The sequence below is a fragment of the Psychroflexus sp. MBR-150 genome (assembly GCF_053628795.1).
Map to the genome: position 1 here is coordinate 1 of NZ_JBRJHB010000042.1, position 4,037 is coordinate 4,037.

Sequence of the window (4,037 nt, forward strand, 5' to 3'; positions counted from 1 at the left end):
TCATGCTTCGCTCTATCGACATGACAAATGATTAAATATCTGTATTTTATATGAATATATTTTATTGGAATTTATATCGAACTCACGTTATTTTACCATTCTTATTAATTTTTAGTATTATATTCATAATTATCCGTATTTAGTAGAAATATTAATAAATTTGAAACACGTAAAAAATGCATTTGCTATGAGAAAATATTTCAACCTTATATTAAGCATATTTTTCATCATTGCGGCTATAGCTATTGAACCTATTTTTACATTTTTGTCAGACTTAATTAATTACAAGTTCACCTTTATTATTCAACAGAAGTCCAACTTTATAGTAATAGGCATAACATTACTTTCCGTATCCCTCATCAAATTGGGTAAGGCAAAACTTTTAAATCGCTATGATATTGAAGCTGAAGACAATCTACATTCTAGGAAGCTTTATACTCAGGTTAATATTTTGGAAAAAGTAATTGTAACACTAATTATAATAGTTGCTATTGGCCTGATATTATTATCATTTGATGGCATAAGAAAAATAGGGATAGGCTTATTTGCATCGGCTGGAGTTGCTGGTATTATTATTGGTCTTTCAGCTCAAAAAGTATTTGGAGCTTTACTTGCAGGCATCCAGATAGCGATTACTCAACCTTTCAGGATTGATGATGCTGTACTTGTAGAAAACGAATGGGGCTGGATAGAAGAAATTAATTTAACCTACATTGTAGTCAGAATTTGGGACAAACGCCGATTGGTTTTGCCTTCGACTTATTTTTTAGAAAAGCCTTTTCAAAACTGGACTCGCACAAGTGGTGATATCATTGGAACCGTGTTTTTATATACTGATTACACCATCCCTTTTGAATCATTGAGGGAAGAATTAACAAGAGTGCTCAACACCACTGATTTGTGGGACAAAAAAGTGAATGTTCTACAAGTTACTGACAGTAAAGAACATACAGTAGAATCACGAATTTTAGTCAGTGCTAAAAACTCGCCTACATGTTGGGATCTCAGAGTTTATGTCAGGGAAAAGATGATAGAATTCATTCAAAAAAACTATCCTGAAAGCTTACCAAAAGCAAGACTCATGGTCAAATCTGATAAAAAATTGGTAAATTCATAAGCTTGATATTAACATAAGCTCCTATAAATTGGAATGAGTATTAAATCAGACGCAACAAAAGATGAAAAATCATCGCCTTTCTACAAAAACAATAAAAAGTTTTGTAAAAATGTTGAAGGGTTTGTTCTAGATAAAGGAGGTAATGTTCATGGATATTATAATGCCTGGTCTTATCATATTATTGCTGAGGTTTTTACTCCTCAAAAATGGAGATTAGCTTATAAAAAATCAACGTTTTCTTCTAATCATATCTTGCTCAATTCAAAATCTCAAAACATTAGAAATACAATAACTTGGGAGACTATGACTCGATTTAAAAAAAATGAATATTTTATAATAAAGAAAAGGAATATTCTTAACAATTTATCGTTTAATATCAAAAAACAACCTGAATTTAATTTACCCAGTAAATATTATTTTAAAGGAAACATTAAAGATTTTAAAATTGTAGATAACATAATTCATATTTTAGACAAAGCTTTTATTAACTATGAAATTGAAACAGTACATTTGAAAAACAAAATACTAATCATAAAAATTACTAGTAAAAACACTTTGCTAAATCTGTTTAAAAAACTATTATATTTAAATATTTGATTCTTAAAATCAATTGATTAGGATATTTAAAAAATTTAGGACGTTAACTTTTAAGCTTAATTTTATACATTTGCTACATATAAATTATTATAATGAGATATTTTTTTACACTTTTAATAGTTCTAATTTGCTTTCAATCGCAAGCACAACAAAAAAATGATATTGTAAAATCATTTGATTCTGTTGTCAACTCTGGTGGCAATTATCAAGAATACAAGGTTATTAAACGTGCTAAATTAAATGCATTCAAAGACAACTTAGCCTCAACCAGAGATAGTTTGGTTTCTAAAATTAGCATATTACAAGAACATATTAAAGAAATTGAAAAAAATTCAAAAAGCCTTAACTCTCAAAATCAAGCTTTAAAAAGTGAACTTTCTCAAATAAAAAATGCTAAAGATCAGATAAGTTTTCTCGGTATTGATATGTCAAAATCAAATTATTTAATAATGGTTTGGGTGATAATATTTATATTAATTCTAATTTTGATTTTGATTTATATTAAATATAGAAACAGAAATATTATTACACTTGAGCTCAAAGAAAATCTCAGAAACATCAATAAAGAATTTGAAGATTACAAGCATCGTGCCATTGAGAAACAACAAAAACTTGGTCGAGAGCTTTTAGACGCTCAAAAAAAAGCACAAACTAAAAACAATAAAAGCTAATGAGAATTGACATCATCAGCGTTGTTCCTGACATTCTTAAAAGTCCTTTTGAAGCTTCAATTCTTAAAAGAGCCATTGAAAAAAAACGAGTTGAAGTTCATTTTCATAACTTAAGAGATTACAGTAAAAATAAATATAAGCAAGTTGACGATTACCAATACGGTGGCGGTGCTGGTATGGTTTTAATGCCCGAACCCATAGACAAATGCATAAGTAAACTCAAAGCTGAAAGAACTTATGATGAAATCATCTATCTAACCCCAGACGGCAAAACCTTAAATCAAAAAATGGCTAACAGCTTATCTTTAAAGCAAAATTTAATCTTACTCTGTGGTCATTACAAAGGCATTGACCAAAGGGTGAGAGAAATGCATATCACCAAAGAAATTTCAATAGGCGACTATGTTTTATCGGGCGGTGAAATTGCTGCCATAGTTTTGTCAGATGCCATTATCAGGCTTATCCCTGGTGTTTTAAATGATGAAACTTCTGCCCTAACAGATTCATTTCAAGACAATCTTTTAGCACCGCCCATTTATACAAGACCTGCCGAATACAAAGGAAAAAAAGTTCCTGAAGTGTTGATGAGCGGGCATTTTAAAAAGATTGATGAATGGAGAGAAACTCAAGCCCTGAAAACCACTAAACAAAAACGACCAGATCTCATTGATTAAAAAAAATATAAATATGAAGAATATACTTGTTTTATTAGTTTGCTTATGTGGATTTAATGTTTTCTCCCAAAGTTGGTTAGATGGAAAATGTAAAGATTTAGATCAAGCCATAACCTCATCTGAATTTAATGCATCTAATGAACGAAACGTTTTGAGTATTATCATTAATCAAGCTGGAGAAATAGCTGTTAATGGCGAAGTGAAACCCAACTTAAGAGAAATTGCTTTTAAAGAATTGGTATTAGATTTTGTTACTAATCCTAAACAAAACAAAAGTAAAGCGAGCAATCCAGATAAGGTTTACATTCAACTCGCAAGTTTCAATAAAAACTCAGATCAGCTACAAGTTTTAAAATCTTATATCCAAGAAGTCTATATTTATCTTTGGGATAAATATGCAGATGAAAAATATAATTCGAGCTATATTGAATTAAACTGCAGAAAAAGATCAAAAGTGTTTGAAACTTATCCGTTAAGAATTATAGGAGAAATTAATAACAAAGAAAGATCAAACAATCGTCCAAAAGGTCTTGGTGTTCCTCCTTTTGCAGGCGATGTTAAAGACAACTAACGCTTTAAAGTAAAATGCCCCGTTAAATTACGACCGTCGTCTAAAACAATTTTATACCAATAATCTTGAGACGGCATAGGTTTATTGTTGTAAAAACCATCCCAAGATTTATCAAGCCCTCTGAATGATTTCAGTAGTTTGCCATAGCGATCAAAAATATAGACAAAAGCTAAAGCTTGTTTGTTATTAAAAGTGCCTTTAAATCCCCATACATCATTAATACCATCATTGTTTGGAGTAAAAAATGGCATAATTCCAATAACACCAAAAGTTTTTTGCTGAATGCCACAACCCTTGTTATCTCTAACAAACTATAATACCTCGACAAATTCGGACCATTGTTTAAGTTGAAAATTTATTAACTTTAAACAATGAAAAATATGAAAAAATCAAGAAGAAAATTCACA

6 protein-coding genes are annotated in these 4,037 nt (G+C 29.9%); 5 read left to right on the forward strand and 1 reads right to left on the reverse strand.

The features are described 5' to 3' along the window. Nucleotides 1–187 precede the first annotated feature (187 nt). The 5 genes from ACSSV5_RS12140 (at nucleotide 188) to ACSSV5_RS12160 (ending at nucleotide 3,630) form a co-directional block, all read left to right on the forward strand. On the forward strand, nucleotides 188–1,117 hold the full coding sequence (locus ACSSV5_RS12140) for a mechanosensitive ion channel family protein (protein ID WP_454246090.1): 930 nt from the start codon (nucleotides 188–190) through the stop codon (nucleotides 1,115–1,117). A gap of 33 nt (nucleotides 1,118–1,150) precedes the next feature. After that, nucleotides 1,151–1,714, forward strand: a complete 564-nt coding sequence (locus ACSSV5_RS12145) for a hypothetical protein (RefSeq protein WP_211066759.1) — start codon at nucleotides 1,151–1,153, stop codon at nucleotides 1,712–1,714. Between the two features lie 92 nt (nucleotides 1,715–1,806). Beyond that, nucleotides 1,807–2,385, forward strand: coding sequence for a hypothetical protein (locus tag ACSSV5_RS12150; RefSeq protein WP_211066760.1), 579 nt, complete (start codon nucleotides 1,807–1,809; stop codon nucleotides 2,383–2,385). Then, complete coding sequence (gene trmD / locus ACSSV5_RS12155) at nucleotides 2,385–3,059, forward strand: tRNA (guanosine(37)-N1)-methyltransferase TrmD (protein ID WP_454246091.1); 675 nt, start codon at nucleotides 2,385–2,387, stop codon at nucleotides 3,057–3,059. Before ACSSV5_RS12150 ends, trmD begins: the two co-directional genes overlap by 1 nt. Nucleotides 3,060–3,072: 13 nt before the next feature. Continuing rightward, nucleotides 3,073–3,630 carry a hypothetical protein gene (locus ACSSV5_RS12160; protein WP_454246092.1) on the forward strand — a complete coding sequence of 186 codons (558 nt, stop codon included), beginning with the start codon at nucleotides 3,073–3,075 and terminating at the stop codon, nucleotides 3,628–3,630. Here the strand turns inward: ACSSV5_RS12160 and ACSSV5_RS12165 are convergent. Continuing rightward, the gene (locus ACSSV5_RS12165; protein WP_454246093.1) at nucleotides 3,627–3,881 is read right to left on the reverse strand and encodes a T9SS type B sorting domain-containing protein; all 255 of its coding nucleotides are present in this window, start codon (nucleotides 3,879–3,881) and stop codon (nucleotides 3,627–3,629) included. The two genes, ACSSV5_RS12160 and ACSSV5_RS12165, sit on opposite strands and share 4 nt — an antisense overlap. Between the last annotated feature and the right edge of the window lie 156 nt (nucleotides 3,882–4,037).

What these genes read in the sequence shown, in the direction of transcription:
- ACSSV5_RS12140 (WP_454246090.1), top strand. Translation starts at nt 188, where the DNA reads ATGAGAAAATATTTCAACCTTATATTAAGCATATTTTTCATCATTGCG.
- ACSSV5_RS12145 (WP_211066759.1), top strand. Translation starts at nt 1,151, where the DNA reads ATGAGTATTAAATCAGACGCAACAAAAGATGAAAAATCATCGCCTTTC.
- ACSSV5_RS12150 (WP_211066760.1), top strand. Translation starts at nt 1,807, where the DNA reads ATGAGATATTTTTTTACACTTTTAATAGTTCTAATTTGCTTTCAATCG.
- trmD (WP_454246091.1), top strand. Translation starts at nt 2,385, where the DNA reads ATGAGAATTGACATCATCAGCGTTGTTCCTGACATTCTTAAAAGTCCT.
- ACSSV5_RS12160 (WP_454246092.1), top strand. Translation starts at nt 3,073, where the DNA reads ATGAAGAATATACTTGTTTTATTAGTTTGCTTATGTGGATTTAATGTT.
- ACSSV5_RS12165 (WP_454246093.1), bottom strand. Translation starts at nt 3,881, where the DNA reads ATGCCATTTTTTACTCCAAACAATGATGGTATTAATGATGTATGGGGA.